At 74.0% G+C, this 21,383-nt stretch carries 22 protein-coding genes and 1 tRNA gene; 8 read left to right on the top strand and 15 right to left on the bottom strand.

The annotated features are described in order from the left end of the window. Nucleotides 1-87 precede the first annotated feature (87 nt). Together ACFVVL_RS09700 and ACFVVL_RS09705 are read right to left on the bottom strand one after the other, a co-directional pair. Nucleotides 88-324 carry a hypothetical protein gene (locus ACFVVL_RS09700; protein ID WP_387672940.1) on the bottom strand — a complete coding sequence of 79 codons (237 nt, stop codon included), beginning with the start codon at nt 322-324 and terminating at the stop codon, nt 88-90. Between the two features lie 52 nt (nt 325-376). Beyond that, the gene (locus ACFVVL_RS09705; protein WP_380290130.1) at nt 377-1,696 is read right to left on the bottom strand and encodes an MFS transporter; all 1,320 of its coding nucleotides are present in this window, start codon (nt 1,694-1,696) and stop codon (nt 377-379) included. A gap of 204 nt (nt 1,697-1,900) precedes the next feature. Here ACFVVL_RS09705 and ACFVVL_RS09710 point away from each other — a divergent pair, with 204 nt between their 5' ends. Continuing rightward, entirely contained in the window at nt 1,901-2,689 is a 789-nt protein-coding gene (locus ACFVVL_RS09710; RefSeq protein WP_387672943.1) for a hypothetical protein, read from the top strand. A 58-nt stretch (nt 2,690-2,747) separates the two neighbouring features. Here ACFVVL_RS09710 and ACFVVL_RS09715 read toward each other — a convergent pair. Further along, nucleotides 2,748-2,821, bottom strand: a tRNA-Thr gene (locus ACFVVL_RS09715). A gap of 286 nt (nt 2,822-3,107) precedes the next feature. Between ACFVVL_RS09715 and ACFVVL_RS09720 the strand changes: the two genes are divergently transcribed. From ACFVVL_RS09720 to ACFVVL_RS09730, 3 genes are all read left to right on the top strand, one after another. Next, on the top strand, nt 3,108-4,199 hold the full coding sequence (locus tag ACFVVL_RS09720) for an ABC transporter ATP-binding protein (RefSeq protein ID WP_380290126.1): 1,092 nt from the start codon (nt 3,108-3,110) through the stop codon (nt 4,197-4,199). Nucleotides 4,200-4,383: 184 nt separating this feature from the next. After that, nucleotides 4,384-4,827: a hypothetical protein gene (locus ACFVVL_RS09725; RefSeq protein WP_380290124.1), complete on the top strand. Its 444-nt coding sequence runs from the start codon at nt 4,384-4,386 to the stop codon at nt 4,825-4,827. A 121-nt stretch (nt 4,828-4,948) separates the two neighbouring features. Next, a complete protein-coding gene (locus tag ACFVVL_RS09730; protein WP_380290122.1) occupies nt 4,949-5,728 on the top strand; it encodes an NDP-sugar synthase in 780 nt (259 codons plus the stop codon). 106 nt (nt 5,729-5,834) lie between these two features. On the opposite strand, the gene ACFVVL_RS09735 is transcribed toward ACFVVL_RS09730, so the two are convergent. The 7 genes from ACFVVL_RS09735 to ACFVVL_RS09765 form a co-directional block, all read right to left on the bottom strand. Next, a complete protein-coding gene (locus tag ACFVVL_RS09735) occupies nt 5,835-7,619 on the bottom strand; it encodes a DoxX family membrane protein (RefSeq protein ID WP_387672947.1) in 1,785 nt (594 codons plus the stop codon). A gap of 203 nt (nt 7,620-7,822) precedes the next feature. Further along, nucleotides 7,823-8,818, bottom strand: a complete 996-nt coding sequence (gene rlmB, locus ACFVVL_RS09740) for a 23S rRNA (guanosine(2251)-2'-O)-methyltransferase RlmB (RefSeq protein ID WP_344344715.1) — start codon at nt 8,816-8,818, stop codon at nt 7,823-7,825. Nucleotides 8,819-8,956: 138 nt separating this feature from the next. Continuing rightward, a complete protein-coding gene (gene cysS, locus ACFVVL_RS09745; RefSeq protein WP_380294164.1) occupies nt 8,957-10,351 on the bottom strand; it encodes a cysteine--tRNA ligase in 1,395 nt (464 codons plus the stop codon). A gap of 117 nt (nt 10,352-10,468) precedes the next feature. Beyond that, nucleotides 10,469-10,861 (bottom strand): PPOX class F420-dependent oxidoreductase, encoded by a 393-nt coding sequence (locus tag ACFVVL_RS09750; RefSeq protein WP_380294163.1) that lies wholly within the window; start codon nt 10,859-10,861, stop codon nt 10,469-10,471. Between the two features lie 142 nt (nt 10,862-11,003). Beyond that, complete coding sequence (ispF, locus tag ACFVVL_RS09755) at nt 11,004-11,504, bottom strand: 2-C-methyl-D-erythritol 2,4-cyclodiphosphate synthase (protein WP_380294162.1); 501 nt, start codon at nt 11,502-11,504, stop codon at nt 11,004-11,006. Further along, a complete protein-coding gene (gene ispD / locus ACFVVL_RS09760) occupies nt 11,494-12,252 on the bottom strand; it encodes a 2-C-methyl-D-erythritol 4-phosphate cytidylyltransferase (RefSeq protein WP_387673187.1) in 759 nt (252 codons plus the stop codon). Before ispD ends, ispF begins: the two co-directional genes overlap by 11 nt. Before the next feature lie 258 nt (nt 12,253-12,510). Beyond that, nucleotides 12,511-12,993, bottom strand: coding sequence for a CarD family transcriptional regulator (locus ACFVVL_RS09765; RefSeq protein WP_030244332.1), 483 nt, complete (start codon nt 12,991-12,993; stop codon nt 12,511-12,513). A 416-nt stretch (nt 12,994-13,409) separates the two neighbouring features. Here ACFVVL_RS09765 and ACFVVL_RS09770 point away from each other — a divergent pair, with 416 nt between their 5' ends. Beyond that, nucleotides 13,410-14,099, top strand: a complete 690-nt coding sequence (locus ACFVVL_RS09770; RefSeq protein ID WP_380294161.1) for a DUF461 domain-containing protein — start codon at nt 13,410-13,412, stop codon at nt 14,097-14,099. Between the two features lie 89 nt (nt 14,100-14,188). Here ACFVVL_RS09770 and ACFVVL_RS09775 read toward each other — a convergent pair whose 3' ends face one another. Both ACFVVL_RS09775 and ACFVVL_RS09780 read right to left on the bottom strand, forming a co-directional pair. Next, complete coding sequence (locus ACFVVL_RS09775; RefSeq protein ID WP_030305055.1) at nt 14,189-14,881, bottom strand: response regulator transcription factor; 693 nt, start codon at nt 14,879-14,881, stop codon at nt 14,189-14,191. Between the two features lie 2 nt (nt 14,882-14,883). Continuing rightward, nucleotides 14,884-16,167 (bottom strand): sensor histidine kinase, encoded by a 1,284-nt coding sequence (locus ACFVVL_RS09780; RefSeq protein ID WP_380294160.1) that lies wholly within the window; start codon nt 16,165-16,167, stop codon nt 14,884-14,886. Nucleotides 16,168-16,475: 308 nt separating this feature from the next. Here ACFVVL_RS09780 and phoU point away from each other — a divergent pair, with 308 nt between their 5' ends. After that, nucleotides 16,476-17,159, top strand: coding sequence for a phosphate signaling complex protein PhoU (gene phoU, locus ACFVVL_RS09785; protein WP_387672955.1), 684 nt, complete (start codon nt 16,476-16,478; stop codon nt 17,157-17,159). A 193-nt stretch (nt 17,160-17,352) separates the two neighbouring features. Beyond that, nucleotides 17,353-17,529: a hypothetical protein gene (locus ACFVVL_RS09790; protein WP_376097053.1), complete on the top strand. Its 177-nt coding sequence runs from the start codon at nt 17,353-17,355 to the stop codon at nt 17,527-17,529. A 120-nt stretch (nt 17,530-17,649) separates the two neighbouring features. Here ACFVVL_RS09790 and ACFVVL_RS09795 read toward each other — a convergent pair whose 3' ends face one another. Together ACFVVL_RS09795 and ACFVVL_RS09800 are read right to left on the bottom strand one after the other, a co-directional pair. After that, the gene (locus ACFVVL_RS09795) at nt 17,650-18,237 is read right to left on the bottom strand and encodes a lytic polysaccharide monooxygenase (RefSeq protein WP_380294158.1); all 588 of its coding nucleotides are present in this window, start codon (nt 18,235-18,237) and stop codon (nt 17,650-17,652) included. 268 nt (nt 18,238-18,505) lie between these two features. Continuing rightward, nucleotides 18,506-19,264, bottom strand: a complete 759-nt coding sequence (locus ACFVVL_RS09800) for a phosphoglyceromutase (RefSeq protein WP_387672959.1) — start codon at nt 19,262-19,264, stop codon at nt 18,506-18,508. A gap of 150 nt (nt 19,265-19,414) precedes the next feature. Between ACFVVL_RS09800 and ACFVVL_RS09805 the strand changes: the two genes are divergently transcribed. Then, nucleotides 19,415-20,806 (top strand): MDR family MFS transporter, encoded by a 1,392-nt coding sequence (locus tag ACFVVL_RS09805; RefSeq protein ID WP_387672962.1) that lies wholly within the window; start codon nt 19,415-19,417, stop codon nt 20,804-20,806. A 17-nt stretch (nt 20,807-20,823) separates the two neighbouring features. Here ACFVVL_RS09805 and ACFVVL_RS09810 read toward each other — a convergent pair whose 3' ends face one another. Next, complete coding sequence (locus ACFVVL_RS09810; RefSeq protein ID WP_380294155.1) at nt 20,824-21,348, bottom strand: YbjN domain-containing protein; 525 nt, start codon at nt 21,346-21,348, stop codon at nt 20,824-20,826. Nucleotides 21,349-21,383: the final 35 nt, after the last annotated feature.

Consider the following 21,383-nt stretch of genomic DNA (forward strand, 5'->3'; position numbering starts at 1 on the left):
TCCCCCCGCCCTCCGCGGTGCGCGCGGACCACCCGCCCCGCGCGCCATCGTACGGCGGGTCCGGCGGGTGCTCCGACACCTGCGCGGTCAGGGGCGCCGGCCCCTCAGCTCCGCGGCGAGCCCGCGCGACCACCGCGCCAGGTCGGCCCGGTCCGGGGCCCGCCCCTCGCACAGGGCGGCGAGCTGGGCGTCGTTGATCCGGTTCGGCCCCGGGATCCCCAGCAGGTACGCCAGCTCGTCCAGGACGGCGGCGAGCCGCACGGCGTCCGCGTGGTCCAGGGTCGCGGCCGTCTCGTGGTGGCTGATGGTGAGAGAACCGGGCATGTCCTGCCTCCTCCGTTCGCCCCCGCACCCCTCCACGGTACGACCGTCCGGCTCAGCCGGCACCCGCCGCCGTCGGGGCCGGCCGCCCGGCCCCCGGCACCGCTCCCCCGTCCGGCTCCTCCCAGCGCCGGCCGCGCACGTCGCGCACCGCCAGCACCGCCGCCCCGGCCACCAGCTGCCACCCCGCACCGAGGGCCAGCACGGCCGCCACCCCCACCCGGTCGGCCAGCGGTCCGGCCGCCGCCAGGCCCAGCGGCCCCAGCACGAACGCGCCCAGCCCGCCGAAGGCCGTCACCCGCGCCAGCACCTCCGCCGGCACCCAGCTCTGCAGCGTCGAGTCGTACAGCGAGCCGCAGACCGCCGATCCGGCCCCCGCCACCAGCGCCGCCGCGGCCGTCCAGGCCGGCGGCAGCCCGGCCGCGAGCGCCGCCGAGGGCAGCGCCCAGCCGAGCGTCGCCACCGTCGCCACCGCGAGCGGCCGGCCGGGCCGGCGCCCGAGCATCAGCAGCCCGCCCAGCACCGCGCCGACCCCGTACACGCCCATCACCAGCCCCCAGGCCCGCGCCCCGCCCAGTTCGCGCTGCGCGGTCAGCGGCCCCAGCACCAGGAACGGCGCCCAGACCAGCAGGTTGAACAGCGCCATCTGCACGGTGGTCACCCAGAGCCACCGCCGGGAGCGGAACTCGCCCCAGCCGTCCCGGAGATCGGTCCACAGCGAGTCCCCGGCGCCGTCCGGGCCGGCCGGCGCCACCGCGGACAGCCGGGCCAGCGCGAGCGCCCCGACCCCGTACGTCACCGCGTCGATCAGCAGCACCGCCCCCGGCCCGAACCCGGCGGTGATCACCCCGGCGAGTGCCGGGCCGGCCACCGTGGACACCGAACGGGCCAGCCCCAGCAGCGTGTTGGCGTCCGGCAGGCGCTCCTCGCGGCGCACCAGGGCCGGCACCAGCGCGCCCAGCGCCGGAAGGAACACCCCCTCGCCGAGGCCCCAGACGGCGACCAGCGCCGCCATCGCCGCCACCGGCGCGTGCCCGCCGATCAGCAGCGCCGCGAAGGCCCCCTGCACCGCGCAGCGCAGCACGTCCGCCGCCAGCATCACCCGGCGGCTGCCCAGCCGGTCCGCGACCACCCCTCCGGCCACCATCACCAGCACGATCGGCAGGATCCGGGCGGCCATCACCCAGCCCAGTTCCGTCCCGCCGCCCCCGCCGTCCAGCACCGCGAACGCCACCGCGACCGGCGCCATGGAGGAGCCGAGCAGCGAGGTCGCGTACCCGGCGAAGAACCACCTGAAATCGCGTTCGCCCAGCACGGCCAGACGGCCGGTCAGCCGTCGGCGGCGGGCCGGAGCACGCTCCTTCTCCCCTGTCATGGTCGCTCAGTCTGCCCACGGACGGAAACCCCCGGCAAGGCTTTCCGGAGAAAAACCTGAGCCTTTTACCGTCAATTTCCACCACCCCCCTCGCCGCCGCAGTAAATACCCTGGAAAACCCTGTTCCACCTGCTCTTTACTGCGCCACGGGCTATTCTCTCACCGGCCCCACTCCTCGTCGTTTACTGCGGAAAGCAGGTCCGAATGGCTCCCCCGCCCCCGGTCGAGTACGCCGTCGCCGTCGAGCGCTACCTGGCCGCCTCCGGGCTCGGCGACGGCTCCCGCCGCGTCTACCGGATCGCCCTGCGCACCTGGGCCTGGGCACTGGCCGGCCGCCCCGCCCCCACCGGGGCCGAACGGCGCCGCTCCCGCCCGCCCGTCCTGCCGCTCGCCCTGCTCGACCGCCCCGAGGCCGCCGACCGCCTCCGGGCCGCCGTCGGCCACCGCTCGCTGGCCACCGACCCGCGCACCCTCAACCGCGAGCTCTCCACCCTGCGCGCCGCCCTCGCCTGGTGGCGCGCACAGGGCTGGATCCGCACCGACCCCGCCGACGGCCTGCGCCACCACCCCCTCCCCGCCCCCGCCGACGGCCCCGCCCCGCTCGCCCCGGACGAGCTCCGCGCCCTGTTCGCGCTCCGCGCCCCGCTGCGCGAACAGGTCCTCTGGCGCCTCCTGCACGAGAGCGGCGCCACCGTCGGGACCGTCCTCGCCCTCGACGTCGACGACCTCGACCTCGTCCACCGCCGCACCCGGCCCCCGGCCCCGCCGCTCGGCTGGCAGGCCGCCACCGCCCGGCTGCTCCCCCTGCTCCTGGCCGGCCGCACCACCGGCCCGCTCTTCCTCACCACCCGCCGCGCCCCGGCCGCCACCCCCGCCGCCGACCGCTGCCCCCACACCCGCCGCGCCCGCCTCTCCTACCGCCGCGCCGCCGAACTCCTCACCGCCCACGCCCCCGCCCTCACCCTGCGCCGCCTCCGCCCGACGCGCCCCTGACGGAACGACGAAGGCCCCCCGGCGGCATGCCGGGGGGCCTTCGAGGAGGGACCTTCGGAGCCCCCTGTCGGATTCGAACCGACGACCTACGCTTTACAAGAGCGGTGCTCTGGCCAGCTGAGCTAAGGAGGCATGGTGACCGTCCGCGACGAGGTCACGGCGGCACCGGGGGCAGTCTACCGGGCGGGGCGCGGGCGGTGTGGGGATATCCGGGGGCCGGGCGGGAGGGGTGGGCGTGATGGAACCGATGCCGAAATCGGGCCGACCGGGGGCTGACAAGCGGCGGAAGCGCAGGTAGCGTCGCCGGGAGTCGGTTCGTCCAGTGGTTCAGACCACTGGGGCGGCCGGCGGAAGCGGCACCACCCGCCCTTTACTCGGATCGTCCGGCACGTTCCTGCCGGTGGAGGAGAGCACGACCATGGCTTCTGTGACGTACGACAAGGCGACCCGTGTCTACCCCGGGGCGACCAAGCCCTCGGTGGACGCGCTGGACCTGGATATCGCCGACGGCGAGTTCCTCGTCCTGGTCGGTCCCTCCGGCTGCGGCAAGTCGACCAGCCTCCGCATGCTGGCCGGCCTGGAGGACGTCAACGGCGGCGCCATCCGGATCGGCGACCGCGACGTGACCCACCTGCCGCCGAAGGACCGGGACATCGCGATGGTGTTCCAGAACTACGCGCTGTACCCGCACATGACCGTCGCGGAGAACATGGGCTTCGCGCTCAAGATCGCCGGCGTCAACAAGAGCGAGATCCGCACCAAGGTCGAGGAGGCCGCCAAGATCCTCGACCTGACGGAGTACCTGGACCGCAAGCCGAAGGCGCTCTCCGGCGGTCAGCGCCAGCGCGTCGCGATGGGCCGCGCGATCGTCCGCGAGCCGCAGGTCTTCCTGATGGACGAGCCGCTGTCCAACCTGGACGCCAAGCTCCGCGTCTCGACCCGTACCCAGATCGCCGGCCTGCAGCGCCGCCTGGGCATCACCACGGTCTACGTCACCCACGACCAGACCGAGGCGCTCACCATGGGCGACCGGGTCGCGGTGCTCAAGGCCGGTGTCCTGCAGCAGGTCGACACCCCGCGCAACATGTACGACAGGCCCGCCAACCTCTTCGTGGCCGGCTTCATCGGCTCGCCCGCGATGAACCTGGTCGAGGTCCCGCTGGTCGACGGCGGCGTGAAGTTCGGCGGCTCGGTCGTCAACATCTCCCGCGAGGACCTGGCCGGCGCCGGCACCGACAAGACCGTGACCGTCGGCATCCGCCCGGAGCACTTCGAGGTCGTCTCCGGCGGCGGCATCGAGGGCGTGGCCGTGACCGTCAACGTGGTCGAGGAGCTCGGCTCGGACGGCTTCGTGTACGGCACCACCAAGATCGGCGGCGAGGACAAGGAGCTGGTCGTCCGCGTGCACGGCCGCCAGATCCCGTCCCGCGGCGAGACCATCCATGTGGTCCCGATCGCCAACGAGACCCACGTCTTCTCCACCAGCACCGGCGCCCGCCTCTCCAGCTGAGGCGACCGGCCCCGCCGCGGAGCCCCGTCGGACCGTCATCCGGTCCGGCGGGGCTCCCGCCGTTCCCCGGCCACTCCCACGGGTGACGGCCGTCAACCCGGCGCCGGGACGAACCGGGACACCGTGTCACCCGATGGTGTCACCGAGGGCCATGGAGGCCCTACCCACCGCTACGCTCCTGTGCGTGAAGCAGCTAGTTCGCCGCATCGGCCAGACCGTCGCCCTCGCCCTGCCCGTCGTCCTGGTGACCACCGGCACCCTCGCCGTGACCAGGGTGCCGTGGGCCCCGCCGACCTCGCTGGACCAGCAGGTCGTGGCGGCGTCCAGCGGGGACGGCGCCGGGATCGGCCGGACGACGGGAGCCGGACGGTCCCAGGACGGGCTCGCCCCGCAGGACGCGCTGCGCGTCACGCTCCTCGACGAGCTGCGCGCCCACAACCCGGGCAGCGCCCTCGACCTGCTGGAGCGCTCGATGCGCGAGCAGCCCGGGCTCACCCCGTACTGCAGCTCGCTCGCCACCGAGCTCGGCCGCGCCGCGGTGCGCAAGTACCAGGGCGACGTCCAGCGGGCCCGCTCCTTCGCCCGCCCGGTCTGCGACGGCTCCTTCGCCGCCGGCGCGGCCGGCTGAGCCGAGCCGCGCGCCGCACGGGGTCGCGCGGGGCCGCGCGGGGCCGCACCCGGCCGAGGAAGGCCGGCGAAGGCCGAGGAGGGCCGTACACCGCCGCGGCGGGTGCGCCTATTGTTCAGCCATGACCGCTGACTCCGGCCCCACGGCCACTCCCCCGCACACCTCCGCCGCCCGCCCGGTGCCGGTGACCCAGGCCGTCATCCTGGCCGGCGGCCAGGGCTCCCGGCTGCGCCCCTACACGGACGACCGCCCCAAGCCGCTGGTGGAGATCCCCGGCACGGGCACCCCGATCCTGGGCCACCAGCTGGCCTGGCTCGCCTCCGAGGGCGTCACCGACGTGGTCATCTCCTGCGGCCACCTCGCGGAGGTGCTGGAGGACTGGCTCGACAAGGCCGACCTGCCGCTGCGGGTCCGCACGGTGGTCGAGGCCGAGCCGCTCGGCCGCGGCGGCGGGCTCAAGTACGCCGCGAAGGCGCTGCCCCGCCCCGACGAGCCCTGGTACGCCACCAACGGCGACATCTGGACCAGGTTCAGCCTGCGCGACATGGCCGCCTTCCACCACGAGCGCGCCGCCGTCGCCACCCTCGCGCTGGCCCGGCCGCGGATCCCGTGGGGCGCCGTGGAGACCGACCAGTTCGGCAACGTGCTGGACTTCATCGAGGCCCCGCCGTCGCCCTTCCTCATCAACGCCGGCCTCTACGTGTTCAGCCCGGAGTTCGCCGAACTGCTGCCGGACGTCGGCGACCACGAGCGGACCACCTTCCCGCAGCTGGCCCGTGGCAAGCGGCTGGCCGGCTACCAGCTGCCGCAGGGCGTCTACTGGCGGGCCATCGACACCGCCAAGGACCTCACCGAGGCCGCCAAGGAGCTCGCCTCGGGCGCCGGCCGCGCCCCGCGGTAGCCGCCCCCGCAACGCGACCCGCAACGCGACCCGCAACGCGACCGGCCGGGTGCTCCCCCACGGAGCACCCGGCCGGTCGCCGTCACCGGGCCGTTCGCCCGGCCCGTCAGGTGGCCGTCGCCGCCACCGGGCGGGCGGCCGAGGGGCGGGCACCGCCGCCGGACAGCTCGGCCAGCGGCGCGCTGCCCAGCACCCCGCCCAGCAGCCCCGAGCCGCCCGAGCCGCCGGAGCCGCTCGGGGCGCCGCCCTGGCCGCCGGTCCCGGCGCTCGGCGCCGGCTTCGACGCCGGCCCGCTGCCGGACGGCGGGGCCGGGGTGGCCCGCTGCGAGGGCGCCGAACCGGACGGCGCCGGTGCGGACGACCCGGGCGCCGCCGGGGCCCCCGAGGCGGGCGCCCCGGTCTCCGGCCGGGCCGACGGCTTCGTCTTGCCGCTCGGCGTGGCCGTGGCGCTCGGCTTCGCCGTGGTCGGGCCGCCGGACGGCGGCGCGGTGGTGGCCGGGGCGCTCGGCGCGGCCGGCCGGGACGGCGCCGGCGAGGGCGCCGAGGTGGCCGGGGCCTTGCCGCCGGGGGTGGCGGACGGTCCGCCGCCCGGCCAGACCGGCGTGCCGTAGTCGTCGGCCGGCCGGGACGGCGCCGGGGGCTGCGGGCGGGCGCCGGTGCGGACCGCCGCGCCCAGCATCGAGCCGAGCAGCAGGGTCAGGCCGACGACCACCGAGGTGACCACCGAGCCGCGCCGCAGCACCCGGCGGCGCAGCGCCGCCGGGGCGTCCGCGCCGTAGTGCCGCCAGGCCTCCAGGTTGAGCCGGCCGTCCAGCGAGGCGAACGGCGCCCCGGCGATCAGCAGCGGGCTCCACGCCGCCAGGAAGATCAGGTCGGGGGTGTCGTAGACCGGGACGGCCCGCCAGCTCACCGTGAACAGCAGCGCCGCGGACAGCGCCATCGCCGCACCGGCCGCGAGCCGCTGCCACAGGCCGAGCACGGTCAGCACGCCGACCACGATCTCGGTGAACGACACCACCAGGCCCGCGCCGACCGGGTGCGCCATCCCGAAGGCCAGCAGCGGTTCGGCGACCTTCCACGGGTGCAGCGAGGAGAGCCAGCGCATCATCGAGCCGCGTTCGCCGCCATCGAAGTACACCGGGTCGCAGAGCTTGCTGAACCCGGCGTAGACGGAGAGCGAGCCGAGCACGGCGCGCAGCGGCAGCAGGACCAGGCCGAGGTCGACCCGGCGGCCGGGGTACCAGGGCTGCCTGCCCTCGGCGCCGGCGGCCGACACCTCGGGCAGCTCGCCGCTGGGCGTCCAGCCCTGCGGCGCGCCGACCGGGCCGACGCCGCCCTCGGTGGCGGTGCCGGCGCCCTCGCGCGACTGGCGCGGCACCGCGCGGGCGCCGCCGTACGACGGGAGCACCCGGGTGTCCGCGTCCGCCAGGGAGCCGCCGGACCGTCCGCCGCGCCCGCCGACCCCGGCCGGGACGGCGCCGAGCCGGACCGCCTCCAGGAGCTGGGTGGCCGCGACGTCGCCCGGGCGCGCCTCGCCGGTCCAGGTGACCGGGGTGACCCGGCCCTTGCGGCGCGGCGGCGCCCCGGCGAAGCCGGCGGCGAGCGCGCGCACGTCGTCGGCGGGGACGACCACCTGGGGGGTGACCAGCGGGCGGCGGATCAGTCCCTGGGTGCCGTACGGGTCGCCGAACGCCGCACCGGTGGACAGCAGTCCGGCCGGGGCGTCGATCAGCGGCGCCACCGGAGTGGCGAGGTTGAGCCGGAAGCTCGCCTGGGTGCTGCTGAGGCGCGCCGGGTCGGACGGCACCTTGACCGTGTTGAGGCCGGGGCCCGCGTCGATCCCGGTGCTGCCACCGCCCAGGAGCGGGCGCCGAGGTGTTCTGGTGTCCACGACCGTCTAACCGGGTGACACCCGGTTAGGACACTCTCCCGGGTGGATGTCGGGAGCTCCCTTGAAGGGATCAGGAAAAAAGCGACCGGACCCTGTCGGATCCGATCGCTTTCCCCTGACTTGCGGGCGAACGGGAGGCGGTTCCGGAGAACGCCTTGCGCCGGACGCCCGGGCCGTGCTCAGGCCCGCGCGCGCCCCGGAGGTCAGCCGACCTTGGCGCGCAGCCGGGCCGCCTCGTACAGCACGACGCCGGCCGCGACGCCCGCGTTCAGCGACTCGGTGAGCCCGGACATCGGGATCCGCACCCGCAGGTCGCAGGTCTCCGAGACCAGCCGGGACAGGCCCTTGCCCTCGCTGCCCGCGACGATCACCACCGGCCCGGTCAGCGCCTCCAGGTCGCCGATCTCGGCCTCGCCGTCGGCGGCCAGGCCGACCACCATCAGACCGGCCTTCTGGTAGGCCTCCAGGGCCCGGGTCAGGTTGGTCGCCCGGGCGACGGGCAGCCGGGCCGCCGCGCCGGAGGAGGTCTTCCAGGCACCGGCGGTCATGCCGGCCGCCCGGCGCTCCGGGATGACCACGCCGTGCGCGCCGAAGGCGGCGGCGGAACGGACCACGGCACCCAGGTTGCGGGAGTCGGTGACGCCGTCCAGCGCCACGATCAGCGCGTCCCGGCCGGAGTCCGCGGCCTCGTCCAGCAGGTCCTCGGGGTGCGCGTACTCGTACGGCGGGACCTGCAGCACCAGGCCCTGGTGGTTCATCCCGCCGGTCATCTGGTCCAGCTGCGGGCGCGGGGCCTCCATCAGCGGGATGCCGCGGTCGTTGGCGGCCTGGAAGGCGTCGCGGACCCGGTCGTCGGTGTCGATGAACTGCTGGACGTACAGCGCGTTGGCCGGAACGTCGCCCTGCAGGGCCTCGACCACCGAGTTGCGGCCGAAGACCAGCTCGGCGCTGCCCGCGCCGCCGCGGCCGCCGCGCCCGCCGCCCCCGGCCCGGCGCATGCCGGCCCGGGCCTTGGCGTCCCGCTCGCGCTTCAGCGCGGCGTTGGCGGCCCGCTGCTTGGGGTGGCCCTTGCGCTCCTCGCCGGGCGGGGTCGGGCCCTTGCCCTGGAGCGCCTTCCGGCTGTGGCCGCCGGTACCGACACTCGCGCCCTTCTTCGACCCGGGGTTGCGGCGGTTCCTGCGCTGGCTGTTGCCGGCCATGGCTGTACTTCCTGTCTGTCTGTCCGGCATGGCCGGCCGCTCCGGACGTACCGGTGGCGCCCGACGGCATGCGCTCCGTCATGCGGGAGGGCCGCACCGGTCCGGTACGGCCCACCTCACCCCTCGGTCGCCGGGGGGTTACTGGCTGTTGATCGTCCAGCGCGGGCCGGACGGGGTGTCCTCGATCGCCAGCCCGGCCAGGCCGAGCTGGTCACGGATGGCGTCCGCGGTGGCGAAGTCCTTGCGGGCCCGCGCCGCCTGGCGCTGGTCCAGGACGAGCCGGACCAGCGAGTCGACCACGCCGTGGAGGTCCTCGCCGCGCTCCGTCCCGGCCCACTGCGGGTCGAGCGGGTCCAGACCCAGTACTCCGAGCATCGCACGGACCTCGGCCAAGCGCGCCACCGCGCTCTCCTTGTCGTCCGCGGTGAGGGCGCTGTTGCCCTGGCGGACGGCGGTGTGCACGATCGCGAGCGCCTGCGGCACGCCCAGGTCGTCGTCCATCGCCTCGGCGAAGGCCGGCGGCACCTCGGGCGCCGCGTCGACGGCGCCGCAGCGCTCCACGGCGCGCTGGACGAAGCCCTCGATCCGGCCGAAGCCGGCCTCGGCCTCGCGCAGCGACTCCTCGCTGTACTCGATCATCGAGCGGTAGTGCGGCGCCGCCAGGTAGTAGCGGAGCACGATCGGCCGCCACTGCCGGACCATCTCGGAGACCAGCACCGAGTTGCCGAGCGACTTGCTCATCTTCTCGCCGGCCATGGTGACCCAGGCGTTGTGCACCCAGAAGTTGGCGAAGTCGTCGCCGAAGGCCTTGGACTGGGCGATCTCGTTCTCGTGGTGCGGGAAGATCAGGTCGAGCCCGCCGCCGTGGACGTCGAAGGCCGCGCCCAGGTACTTGTGGGCCATCGCGGAGCACTCCAGGTGCCAGCCCGGACGGCCGCGGCCCCACGGGGTCTCCCAGCTCGGCTCGCCCGGCTTGGCGGACTTCCACATCGCGAAGTCGCGCGGGTCGCGCTTGCCGGTCTCGCCCTCCCCGGAGGGCTGCAGGAGGTTGTCCAGCTTCTGGTTGGAGAGCGCCAGGTAGTCGGGGTACGACTTCACGTCGAAGTAGACGTTGCCGTCCGCCTCGTAGGCGTGCCCCTTCTCGATGAGGCCGCGCATCATCTCGATCATCTCGGGGATGTGCCCGGTCGCGCGCGGCTCGACGGTCGGCGGCAGGCAGCCGAGGGCGTTGTAGCCGTCGTTGAAGGCGCGCTCGTTCTCGTAGGCGATCTGCCACCACGGCGTGCCGAGCTCGCGCTCCTTGGCGATGATCTTGTCGTCGATGTCGGTGACGTTCCGGGCGAAGGTCACCTGGTAGCCGCGGTAGGCGAACCACCGCTGCATGACGTCGAAGTTGAGGTAGGACCGGACGTGCCCGATGTGTGGCGCCGACTGGACGGTAGCGCCGCACAGGTAGATCGAGACACAACCCGGGACAAGCGGGACGAAGTCGCGGACCTGTCGGGTGCTGGTGTCGTACAGTCGAATGCTCACAGCGTCAAGCGTAGTGGGCGGCGGGGGGTGCCCCGCGACATTCTGGAATGTCAAGACCCCCGGCGGAGCCTTTTCCGCCGGGTCGGGCCCGGGACCGCCCCCGCCGCGCCGGGTGGCTCAGATCGAGCCGACCACCTTCCGCGGGGTGATCCGGACGACGACGCGCACGTCCTCCGGGCCGTCGTAGTCGTAGTCCTTGCCCTGGTACTTCCGGGACAGTTCGTCGATCAGCTCCCGGCCGCCCTCCCGGGTCAGCGAGACCTCGCCGCGCACCTCCAGGTAGGTGTACGGGTTCTCCGGCGGGTTGACCACCAGCGAGACCCGCGGGTCCTTCAGCAGGTTGAGGTGCTTGCGACGCCCCTCGACGGTGGAGAACAGGATGTCCTCGCCGTCGCGCGTCACCCAGACCACGGAGGACTGGGGGCTGCCGTCGGGCTGGATCGTGGAGACCACGGCGAAGCTCTTGGCGTCGATCAGGGCCTTGGCCCGGTCGGAGAGTTGGGCACTCATCGGAAACCTCATCTCGTCGGCGGCGGGTACGGCCCGAGGGGAAGCCCGCGCGGGCCCGGACGAACACTATCGACTCGGGCCCGCAGGACACCCGGTGAACACCCGTCAGTCGCGGATTGTTCCCGGGCCTCCTCCGCGGACGTCAACGCCGCTCGTACACCAGAGCGGTGGCGATCGCCGCGAGCCCCTCCGCGCGCCCGGTGAGACCGAGCCCGTCGGTGGTGGTCCCGGAGACCGAGACCGGGGCGCCGACCGCCGCGCCGAGCGCGGCCTGCGCCTCCGCCCGGCGCTTGCCGATCTTCGGCCGGACCCCGATCACCTGGATCGCGACGTTGCCGATCTCGAAGCCCGCCGCGCGGACCAGCCGGGCCGCCTCGCCGAGCAGCTTCACCCCGGACGCGCCGGCCCACTCCGGCCGGTCGGTGCCGAAGTGCGCGCCCAGGTCACCGATCCCGGCGGCCGAGAACAGCGCGTCGCAGGCGGCGTGGGCGGCCACGTCGGCGTCCGAGTGCCCGGCCAGACCGGCCTCGGCGCCGGGCCACTCCAGCCCGGCCACCCACAGCGGGCGGCCGGGCTCGAAGGCGTGCACGTCGGTGCCGATGCCGACCCGGGGGAGGACGGGGGTCTGCGGATCAGTAGGCATCGGCGGCCCTCCGGCGGGCGAGTACGGCCTCGGCGAGCACGAGGTCCAGCGGACGGGTCACCTTGAACGCCTCCTCGTGGCCGGGCACCACGACCACCCGGCCGCCGAACCGCTCGACCAGGCCCGCGTCGTCGGTGACCGGCGGCAGGCCGGCCCCGTCCTGCGCGGTCTCCTCGGCCAGCGCCTTGGCGTGCACCTCGGCCAGCGTCTCCCGGCGGAAGCCCTGCGGGGTCTGGACCGCGCGCAGGGTCGCGCGGTCGGGCGTGTCGAGCACCGGCTCGGGCCCGCCCGCCACCGGCTCGACCCGCTTGACGGTGTCGGCCAGCGGCACCGCCGGCACCACCGCCTCGGCGCCGGCCCGGACGGCGGACGCCACCGCGTCCACCACCTCGACCGGGACGAGCGGACGGGCGGCGTCGTGCACCAGCACGATGCCGACCTCGGCGGGGATGGCGGCCAGGCCCAGCCGGACCGACTCCTGGCGGGTCGCCCCGCCGGCCACCACCCGGATGTCCTTGTCCTCCAGCCCGTGGCTGTCGAGCAGGGCGACCACCTCGGCCACCCCGTCGGCGGGCGCGGCGACCACGACCAGGCCGACCGCGCGGCTGCGGGTCAGCGCCCGGACGGCGTGCACCAGGAGCGGCACGCCCCCCAGTTCACGCAGGGCCTTCGGGGCACCCGGTCCCAGGCGCTCACCGCGGCCGGCGGCGGGCACCACTGCTGCTGCGACTGCTGCTGTGGCGTTCAGGTTTCACTCCTTCGGCGAAGTGGGTATGGCCATGGCGTGCACGACGGGCGCGGACCCCTTCCGAAGCACCACCGTCTTCCGCCCGCACAGCAGCAGAAACGGTCATGCGGACCCGAGGCCGGCCAGGCCGCTCGGGTGCGGGGGCGTCGTCCGGACACGCCTCAGCGCCCGAAGTGCCACTGCACCACCCGCGGACCCGTGGTCCGGTGGGCGGCGCGCCGGCATCGGGCGCTGTGAGCGTTGTGGAGCGGACGGCCGCTACGAGGCGAGCACCTCGTCGAGCAGCGTCTCCGCCTTGTCCTCGTTGGTGTTCTCCGCCAGCGCGAGCTCGCTGACGAGGATCTGGCGCGCCTTGGCGAGCATGCGCTTCTCACCGGCGGAGAGGCCGCGCTCGCGCTCGCGACGCCACAGGTCGCGGACGACCTCGGCGACCTTGATGACATCACCCGAGGCGAGCTTCTCCAGGTTCGCCTTGTAGCGACGGGACCAGTTGGTCGGCTCTTCGGTGTACGGTGCGCGCAGCACCTCGAAGACCCGGTCCAGACCCTCCTGGCCGACCACATCGCGCACGCCGACGAACTCCGCGTTCTCGGCGGGCACGCGGAGCGTCAGGTCTCCCTGCTGCACCTTGAGCACCAGGTAGGTCTTGTCCACACCTTTGATCTGGCGAATTTCGATGGCCTCGATCAGCGCGGCCCCGTGATGGGGGTAGACCACCGTGTCGCCAACCTTGAACGTCATGTGACAGGACCCCTTCCGTGGCTTTCCAGAATAACACGCTTTTCGGCGCACCCGAAGGGCGTTTTCGCAGGTCAGGGCCGGTCTCGGGGCTTGACAAGGACCCCCATGACGTGCTGCGACCGGTGTTCGAGGAGGGCTTCCCGCAGGTCGGAGGCGGTTCCGCCGCCCGCTGAAACCTCTGGCAACACGCCCGAAACCGTGATTTGATCTTGGGTTTTCACCGTTTATCAGGTCGTTTCCGGATCGTGATCCGATCTTGGTCGGCGCTTGACCTGGACACGCAGACGTGCCGCCGTCCGGACGCCCGTCCGCACCGGGCGCGCGACACGAAGGGACCACCCCGTGAGGACGGCATAAGCGAGGTCGATAATCTGAGACCTGACCTTCCGACACGTGACTTAGGAGAAGCCGCCGCCGTGAGCCGCAGCCTTCGACGCGGCAGCATCGCCGCCCTCGCCGCCCTGGCCATCGCCCCGCTGTCCGCCTGCGCCGCCGGGAACACCCCGGCAACCCTGCAGATCAAGCCGGACAACGCGGCCGCCACGCTGGGCACCGACGTCCGCCTGAACAACATCGTCGTGGTCACCGGGGACGAGTCCTCCGGCGAACACACCGGCCCCGCCAACGTGACGGTGAACATCAGCAACAGCGGGACCGAGGCGCTGGAGCTGCAGTCCATCACCGTCGCCGGCGGCTCCCCCGCCACCTTCGCCGACGACAAGGGCGCCCCGCTGACCAGCATCTCCGTCCCGGCCGGCGGCGCGGTGCTGCTCGGCGGTCCGGGCAACCCGACCGCCAGGGTCGCCTCCACCACCGTGACCGTGGGCGGCTACGTGGCGACCTCCTTCACGTTCAAGAACCACGACAAGCTCGACACCGAGGCGCAGGTCAGCCCGAACAAGGACCTGTACAAGGGCTTCGGCCCGACCGCCCCGGCCGCCGTGCCGAGCAAGGCCGCCACCCCGGCCGCGCCCGCCACCGGTGCCGCCACCCCGGCCGCCGGTGCCACCACTCCGGCCGCTCCCGCCGCGAGCGGCACGGCCACCGCCCCGGCGGCCCCCGCCACGGGCAGCGCGTCGGCCCCGGCGGTCCCGGCCGCCCACTGAGGCCCGGCCCCGCCGCACCGCTGAAGCGCGAACGCCCCTCCGGCCGGTACCGGAGGGGCGTTCGGGTGTCCGCGGCCGGACGGCCGGGTCTACGGCTCGAACTTGTAGCCGAGGCCGCGGACCGTGACCAGGTAGCGCGGCGCGCCCGGGTCCGGCTCGATCTTCGCCCGCAGCCGCTTGACGTGGACGTCCAGCGTCTTGGTGTCGCCGACGTAGTCCGCGCCCCAGACCCGGTCGATCAGCTGCATCCGGGTGAGCACCCGGCCGGCGTTGCGCAGCAGCATCTCCAGCAGGTCGAACTCCTTGAGCGGCAGGTCGACCTTGGCGCCGTCCACGGTCACCACGTGCCGGTCGACGTCCATCCGGACCGGGCCCGCCTCCAGGGCGCCGGGGCCGCCGCCGTCGCCGGGGCCCTCGTTCTCGCCGCGGCGGCGCAGCACCGCGCGGATCCGGGCGACCAGCTCACGGGTGGAGTAGGGCTTGGTGACGTAGTCGTCCGCGCCTATCTCCAGACCGACCACCTTGTCGATCTCGCTGTCCTTGGCGGTGACCATGATCACCGGCACGTTGGAGCGGACCCGCAGCTGGCGGCAGACCTCGGTGCCGGGCAGCCCCGGCAGCATCAGGTCGAGCAGGACGAGGTCGGCGCCGTTGCGTTCGAACTGCTCCAGGGCATCGGGGCCGGTGGCGGCGATGGCCACCTCGAAGCCCTCCTTGCGAAGCATGTACGAGAGGGCGTCGCTGAACGACTCCTCGTCCTCGACCACCAGTACTCGGGTCACGATCAGGCCTCCGGGGCAAGCTGGGGGGTTGTTTCTGACAGGGGTTCCGCGGACTCCCCCGCACGGGGCCGGTCCACGGGGGCCTGCCCGGCGGGCAGGCGGAGGGTGAAGGTGGAGCCCTGGCCCTCGACGCTCCACACCGACACGGTGCCGCCGTGCGAGGCGGCCACGTGCTTGACGATGGAGAGGCCGAGGCCGGTGCCGCCGGTCTGCCGGGAGCGTGCGGGGTCGACCCGGTAGAAGCGTTCGAAGACCCGTTCGCGGTCCTTCTCGGAGATGCCGATGCCCTGGTCGGTCACCGAGATCTCGATGAGCTCGCCGTCGGCCTCGCCCAGCGCGGCGGCGCTGGAGATCCGGCGGGTGGCGATCGCGACCCTGGTCCGCGGCGGGCTGTAGTTGACGGCGTTCTCGACGAGGTTGCCGAGCGCCGCGGCGAGCTGGCCGCGGTTGCCGTGCAGGTAGAGGCCGGCGATGCCGCCGGCCGCGATGAGGATCTGCTTGGCGGCGGCCTGCTGGCGGCAGCGGTCGATCGCCTCGGCGATCAGCTCGTCCACCGCGACCGGCTCCGGGTCGACCATCAGCCGGTCGTCCTGGACCCGGGAGAGGTCGATGATCTCCTGGACCAGGCTGGCCAGCCTGGTCGCCTCGATCTGCATCCGGCCGGCGAAGCGCTGCACCGCCTCCGGGTCGTCGGACGCGTCCGCGACCGCCTCGGAGAGCAGCGAGAGCGCGCCGACCGGGGTCTTGAGCTCATGGCTGACGTTGGCGACGAAGTCGCGGCGGACCGCCTCCACCCGGCGGCGCTCGGTCTGGTCCTCGACCAGCACCAGCACCAGCCGGGAGCCCAGCGGGGCGACCCGGGCCGAGACCGCGAGCGGTTCGACGGCGCGCGCCGCACCCGGGCGGGGCAGCTCCAGTTCGAGCTGGCGGATCTCGCCGTCCCGGCGGGTGGAGCGGGCCAGCGCGAGCAGCTGGTCGACGGCGACCGCGCCGCCGCGCACCAGGCCCATCGCGTAGGCCGCCGAGCTGGCCTTGACCACGTCGTCGCTCTCGCCGAGCACGATCGCGCAGGACCGCAGCACGGAGAGCACGGTGTCGACCCCCGGGGGCAGCGGGGGTTCCTGCGCGGGGCCCAGGCCCTGGTTGCGGCCCTGGCTGCGGTTGGTTCCGCCGTACCTGCCCCTGGCCTGCTCGCGCTCGCTCCAACGGAAGGCGATCGAGGCCGTGAGGCCGACGCCGAGCCCGGCTATGGCGCAGGCAGCGGCGGCGGCCACGTTCACGTCCATGACGCCAGCCTAAGCGCACGGTGCGAGCACTCCCCATGGGCCCGATCAAGGGATCGGCCACGCGTTGCCGAGAATTCACCTTCAAGTAGCTGCCGGTTCACCGAACGGGTCGTGCGTGGTCGCCCGGACGGCCGAGAGTGGGCGCCGGAGCCCGTGTGGGAGGGGCGGTCCGGCCGGACGGCCATCCGCCGCCCCGGGGTGTGCGCGTACGATGCGCGCCACCAGCAGCGGCCATCCATACGTCGTTCGGAGCGTCGTACCGGATGACCGGTCGGCACCGCCACCGACACAGCTACTGAGGAGAGAACATGCGCGACGCGTACCACGAGGAACTCGACTCGATCGGCGACAGCCTGGTCGAGATGGCCCGGCTGGTCGGTTCGGCCCTCGGGCGGGCCACCACCGCGCTCCTCGACGCGGACCTGGCGCTGGCGGAGAGCGTGATCGCCGCCGACGAGAAGATCAACGACCTGCACCACGAGCTGGAGAACCGGGCGATCGACCTGCTCGCCCGTCAGCAGCCGGTCGCCACCGACCTGCGCATCGTCGTCACCTCGCTGCGGATGAGCTCCGACCTGGAGCGCTGCGGCGACCTCGCCCGGCACGTCGCCAAGGTCGCCCGGCTGCGCTACCCCGAGTCGGCCGTCCCCGGCGACCTGCACGCGACCGTCCTGGAGATGGGGCAGCTCGCGCAGCGGCTGGTCGCCAAGGCCGGCCTGGTGATCGCCACCAAGGACGTCGACAAGGCGCTGGAGCTGGAGCAGGACGACGACGCGATCGACGCGCTGCATCGCGAGCTGTTCGCGCACCTCATCGACGAGCGCTGGCACCACGGTATCGAGACCGCGGTGGACGTCACCCTGGTCGGCCGCTACTACGAGCGGTTCGCCGACCACGCGGTCTCGGTGGCCAAGCGCGTGGTGTACCTGGTGACCGGCGAGCACGTGGACGAGTTCGTCGCGGCCACCGAGGCGGCGGCCGCGGTCGAGTGACCTCCGGGCGCGGTCCCGGGCACACGCCGGCGCGGTGAACGCGGGCGCGGTAAACCCCCGGGCCGGGGTGGTGGGGAAGCACGGACAGCCGGACTCCCCACCACTGCGCGCCCGTTGACGCTCCCTCCGGTCTGCGGTTTCACTCGAACCCGTAGGCACCGAGGTGTGCCCGTCAGAAGGAGGGGTCAGCGCGATGAAGGCAAACCCGACCGGCCCGGCATCGGCTCCCGAGACCATCGAACCACCCGCCCCGAAGCTGCTGCCCGTCCTCGCGGCCGGTTGCGGCTGCGGCCCGGGCTGCGGCTGCGGCTGCCAGTCCGGCGCACCCTGCCAGTGCGGCGGGGTCGACGGCGGCTGCTGCGGCCACTGAGGCGGTCGTCCGTCCCTCCCGCCGGTGCCGCCGCGGAGCTCCGGGGTGCACGGCTGCCGTGGGAGACGGCCGTGCACCCCGGTCTCCTTCACCGCCGGGGCGCCGACGGGGTCCGCTGCGTCAGAAGGTGACGTCGGTGCAGGAGTAGAAGGCGTTGCCGGTGTCCGCGACGTCCCAGACCGCGACGACCACGTGGTGACCGGTCCGGCCGGACGGCAGCGTCGCGGTGTGGCTGAGCGTGCTGGGCACCTGGGTGCCGTTGTAGGGGACGTTCAGGAACGGGGTCAGCTCCAGGTTGGCCCGGGTGACCTTCTGCGTGGCGCTGTAGCCGGGCTTGGTCAGGTAGTACCGGAAGCCGGACGTGGCGTGCCGGGCGGTGAACCGCCAGGTGAAGGTCAGCCGCTGGCCCGCCGAGACGGCGGTCGCCGGCCAGGCGCCGCCGCGCGGGTCGTCCAGCTCGGCGAACCGGCTGTTGCCCCCGGCACAGATGGTGCCGTCGGCCGGCCCCGAGGCCGGGAAGCCCTTCGTGCCCTCGACGCTCTGCGGTTCCCAGCGGATGTCGCCGCATCCGGTCACCGTGCCCGCACCGCAGAGCGCGGCCCTGCTGGGCGGAGTGGTGATGTAGCCGTGTGACTGCGCCGGCAGGGCGACCGCGACCGGCACCGCGAGGGCGGCGATCACGGCTCCGACGACATGACGTGTGCGCATGGTGCTCCTCCGTGGGGGTGGATGGAGAGTGCGCCGGGCGCGGACACGCGCGCGTGGGGGATGGCATGCCTGCGCCGGGTCGGTGCTCACACGGTAGGAGCCGCCACCGGCACCGTCAATGGTCTGAACCATTTTTACGGCACGGTGAACTCGCCCCACCCACAACCGAGTTGCCCACGAAAGGCCCCGGCCCGCAGGCGGCCCGGGAACGACGACGGCCCCGCACCGGCGCGATCGGCGCAGGTGGGGGGCCGTAGCGGCAAGCGGCTTACTTCTTGCCCTGGTTCTTGACGGCCTCGATCGCGGCGGCGGCGGCTTCGGCGTCGAGGTAGCGGCCGCCCTTGGTGAGCGGCTTGAAGTCGGCGTCCAGCTCGTAGACCAGCGGGATGCCGGTCGGGATGTTGAGGCCGGCGATGTCGGCGTCGGAGATGCCGTCGAGGTGCTTGACCAGCGCGCGCAGGCTGTTGCCGTGGGCGGTCACCAGGACGGTCCGGCCCGCGGCGAGGTCCGGGACGATGGCGTCGTACCAGTACGGCAGCATCCGGTCGACGACGTCCTTGAGGCACTCGGTGCGCGGACGCAGCTCGCTCGGGATCTCCGCGTAGCGGGCGTCGCCGGCCTGCGAGTACTCGGCGTCGTCGGCCAGCACCGGCGGCGGGGTGTCGTACGAGCGGCGCCAGAGCTGGAACTGCTCCTCGCCGAACTCGGCCAGGGTCTGGGCCTTGTCCTTGCCCTGGAGCGCGCCGTAGTGCCGCTCGTTCAGGCGCCAGCTGCGGCTGACCGGGATCCAGTGGCGGTCGGCCTTGTCCAGGGCGATCTGCGAGGTGCGGATGGCGCGGCGCAGCAGCGAGGTGTGCAGCACGTCCGGGAGGAAGCCCTCGGCGGCGAGCAGTTCGCCACCGCGCGCGGCCTCCTTCTCGCCCTTCTCGTTGAGGTCGACGTCGACCCAACCGGTGAACAGGTTCTTCTGGTTCCACTGGCTCTCGCCGTGGCGGAGCAGGATGAGTCGGTACGTCGTGTCAGCCATGGCCCCCAGCTTAGTGGAGCCCGGAAAACCCCCTGGCCGGGACCTCGCCGCTGCGAGTAAGGTGTGCTCCGCGCCAGAGACTCTTACCCTCCCGCTGAGCGGTCCTGCCCGTGCGGCTCAGCGGACGTCAGCCTGCCCGGGAGCCCCCACATGCCCGACTCCGCCCTGTCCGCCCGCGTCTCCAGAGCCGTCGCCGAGGCGGTGACCGGGCTGCCGCGCCAGTTCTGGTGGCTCTGGACCAGCACGCTCATCAACAAGCTGGGCGCGTTCGTCGTCACTTTCCTGGCACTCTACTTGACCACCGAACGGGGCTACTCGGCCTCGTACGCGGGCCTGGTCGCCGCGCTGTTCGGCCTGGGCTCGGCGTTCGCCTCGGTCGTCGCCGGGGTGCTGGCGGACCGGATCGGCCGGCGGCCGACCCTGGTCGCCGCCCAGCTCGGGACCGCCCTGTTCACCGCGCTGCTCGGCTTCACCGACGGGCAGGTGGCCATCGCGGTGGTCGCCTTCCTGGTCGGCTTCTGCAACAACGCGACCCGGCCGGCGACCTCGGCGATCATCGCGGACATCGTGCCCGCCGAGGACCGGGTCCGTGCCTTCGCACTCAACTACTGGGCGATCAACATCGGCTTCGGCCTCTCCGCGGCGGTCGCCGGACTGATCGCCACCCACGGCTACCTCACGCTCTTCCTGCTGGACGCGCTGTCCACGGTGGTCTGCGCGGTCGTCATCTTCGTGCGGATCCCCGAGACCAGGCCCGAGGCGTCGAAGACGCCCGCGGCGGCCGGGGGCGGAGCGGCGCAGCGGCCGGCGATCGGACTCGCCGAGGTGTTCCAGGACGGCCGCTTCATGGCGGTGGTGGTGCTCAACCTGCTGCTCGCCCTGGTCGCCCAGCAGGGCTCCACCACGCTGGCCGTGGACATGGGCCGGGCCGGCATCACCTCCACCCAGTACGGCCTGGTGATCGGGCTCAACGGCCTGCTGATCGTGGTGCTGCAGATCCCGATCACCCGCTGGATGGAGGGCCGGGACCGCACCGCCCTGCTGGTCGCCAGCGCGCTGTTCATCGGCTGGGGCTTCGGGCTGACCGCGCTGGCCGGCTCCTCCGCCTGGTTCTACGCCTTCACCGTGGCGGTCTGGACGCTCGGCGAGATCCTCAACGCGCCGACCATGATGGGCCTGGTCGCCGAGCTGTCGCCGGCCGAGGCGCGCGGCCGCTACCAGGGCGTGTACTCGCTCTCCTGGTCGTTCGCCTCGTTCCTCGGCCCGGCGGTGGGCGGGGTGCTGCTGGAGCGGGCCGGCAGCGGGGTGATGTGGGGGGCGTGCGCGGTGCTCGGCACGGTGGCCGCCGGCGGGTACGTGCTGCTCGGGCGGCGGCCGGGGGCGGCGCTGGCGAAGTCCGCGGTGGTGGTGGAGGCGGCCCCGGTCCCGGGCGCGGCACAGGTCGCGGACGCGGTCCCGGGCACCGTGAAGGTTCCGGACACGGCGAAGGTGCCGGACACGGCGCCGGCCGCCGGGCCGGAGCGGGCCGCGGCGGGCGGCTGACGCCCCCCGGCCGTCCCCTACTCGGCGGCCGGCGCCTCGGCCGGGGCGGCGAGGTGGGCGAAGGCGGCCAGGTTGCGGGTGGACTCCCCGCGCTTGGTGCGCCACTCCCACTCCCGCCGGATCGCCGTGGCGAAGCCCAGCTCCAGCAGCGTGTTGAACGGCTCGTCGGCGTTCTCCAGCACCGTGCCCAGCAGCCGGTCCACGCTCTGCGGGGTCAGCGCCTCCAGGGGCAGCCGGCCCGCCAGGTAGACGTCCCCCAGCCGGTCGACCGCGTACGCCACGCCGTAGAGCCGGGTGTTGCGCTCCAGCAGCCAGCGGTAGACCGCCTCGTGGTTCTCGTCCGGGCGGCGGACCACGAAGGCGTTCACCGAGAGGGTGTGGTCGCCGACCCGCAGGGCGCAGGTGGTGCTCAGCTTCCGGGTGCCGGGGAGCGTCGCCACCAGGGTGTACGGGTCGGTGGGGGCCGGCTCCCAGGCCACCCCGGCCTCGTCCAGGGCGGTGCGCAGGAGGGTCAGGGCCTCGTCCTTGGTGCGGATTGCCATGGGGGTGACGTTACTCGGCGGTACCTCCGCGCGCA

Origin of the sequence: Kitasatospora sp. NPDC058115, from assembly GCF_042884635.1 — a bacterium.
Taxonomy (GTDB): domain Bacteria; phylum Actinomycetota; class Actinomycetes; order Streptomycetales; family Streptomycetaceae; genus Kitasatospora.

What these genes read in the sequence shown, in the direction of transcription:
- ACFVVL_RS09790 (WP_376097053.1), top strand. Translation starts at nt 17,353, where the DNA reads ATGAAGGCAAACCCGACCGGCCCGGCATCGGCTCCCGAGACCATCGAA.
- ACFVVL_RS09810 (WP_380294155.1), bottom strand. Translation starts at nt 21,348, where the DNA reads ATGGCAATCCGCACCAAGGACGAGGCCCTGACCCTCCTGCGCACCGCC.
- ACFVVL_RS09780 (WP_380294160.1), bottom strand. Translation starts at nt 16,167, where the DNA reads ATGGACGTGAACGTGGCCGCCGCCGCTGCCTGCGCCATAGCCGGGCTC.
- ACFVVL_RS09765 (WP_030244332.1), bottom strand. Translation starts at nt 12,993, where the DNA reads ATGACGTTCAAGGTTGGCGACACGGTGGTCTACCCCCATCACGGGGCC.
- ACFVVL_RS09795 (WP_380294158.1), bottom strand. Translation starts at nt 18,237, where the DNA reads ATGCGCACACGTCATGTCGTCGGAGCCGTGATCGCCGCCCTCGCGGTG.
- ACFVVL_RS09800 (WP_387672959.1), bottom strand. Translation starts at nt 19,264, where the DNA reads ATGGCTGACACGACGTACCGACTCATCCTGCTCCGCCACGGCGAGAGC.
- rlmB (WP_344344715.1), bottom strand. Translation starts at nt 8,818, where the DNA reads ATGGCCGGCAACAGCCAGCGCAGGAACCGCCGCAACCCCGGGTCGAAG.
- ACFVVL_RS09750 (WP_380294163.1), bottom strand. Translation starts at nt 10,861, where the DNA reads ATGAGTGCCCAACTCTCCGACCGGGCCAAGGCCCTGATCGACGCCAAG.
- phoU (WP_387672955.1), top strand. Translation starts at nt 16,476, where the DNA reads ATGCGCGACGCGTACCACGAGGAACTCGACTCGATCGGCGACAGCCTG.
- ACFVVL_RS09730 (WP_380290122.1), top strand. Translation starts at nt 4,949, where the DNA reads ATGACCGCTGACTCCGGCCCCACGGCCACTCCCCCGCACACCTCCGCC.
- ispF (WP_380294162.1), bottom strand. Translation starts at nt 11,504, where the DNA reads ATGCCTACTGATCCGCAGACCCCCGTCCTCCCCCGGGTCGGCATCGGC.
- ACFVVL_RS09710 (WP_387672943.1), top strand. Translation starts at nt 1,901, where the DNA reads ATGGCTCCCCCGCCCCCGGTCGAGTACGCCGTCGCCGTCGAGCGCTAC.
- ACFVVL_RS09720 (WP_380290126.1), top strand. Translation starts at nt 3,108, where the DNA reads ATGGCTTCTGTGACGTACGACAAGGCGACCCGTGTCTACCCCGGGGCG.
- ACFVVL_RS09805 (WP_387672962.1), top strand. Translation starts at nt 19,415, where the DNA reads ATGCCCGACTCCGCCCTGTCCGCCCGCGTCTCCAGAGCCGTCGCCGAG.
- ACFVVL_RS09700 (WP_387672940.1), bottom strand. Translation starts at nt 324, where the DNA reads ATGCCCGGTTCTCTCACCATCAGCCACCACGAGACGGCCGCGACCCTG.
- ACFVVL_RS09705 (WP_380290130.1), bottom strand. Translation starts at nt 1,696, where the DNA reads ATGACAGGGGAGAAGGAGCGTGCTCCGGCCCGCCGCCGACGGCTGACC.